This window comes from Burkholderia sp. 9775_39, assembly GCF_015712225.1.
Classification (GTDB): Bacteria; Pseudomonadota; Gammaproteobacteria; order Burkholderiales; family Burkholderiaceae; genus Burkholderia; species Burkholderia cenocepacia.
In genome coordinates this window covers 1-425 of record NZ_JACCQC010000096.1, presented here as the reverse complement: position 1 = coordinate 425, position 425 = coordinate 1, and the positions used below count along the sequence as shown (strand labels likewise).

Here is a 425-nt window from a genome sequence, read left to right as displayed (position 1 = left end):
CGTCCATATCGAGCAGCACAGCGCCGCTCGCCTGACGGGCGATCTCACCCGTCTCCATGCGGACCTTATGGCCGCCCCATTGGAATTCTTTGACGACCTTATTGAACATGGTCATAGCATCTCCTGTTCGGTATTCGCGGCGCGCTTCATTGCGCTTCACCGCGACAAACACGTTCCGTAAGACGGTGCGGTTGCAGAGGTGTGTTTTATGCCATTCCAGCGCAGCGCTGGCATCAATGCCGCGTTGGAATGACACAAGGCCCTGCTTCCTGCCGCCCCCGGTCCTTGGCAGCCGCTCCATTTTGAACTAGCCGACTGCCATCACTCACCGGTTGCCCGGCGCGGCCACAAACGCGGCCGCCAAAAACAAAATGCCTGCATCAGCACGCTGACGCAGGCACTTTTCATCACGCGCAGTGCGTGAT

Annotated in this window: 1 pseudogene; it reads right to left on the bottom strand. The window is 59.1% G+C overall.

Annotated features, from left to right (window positions below):
* A pseudogene (locus H0X90_RS35425) lies at positions 1–256 on the bottom strand (polyribonucleotide nucleotidyltransferase); the annotation flags it as partial.
* Positions 257–425 lie beyond the last annotated feature (169 nt).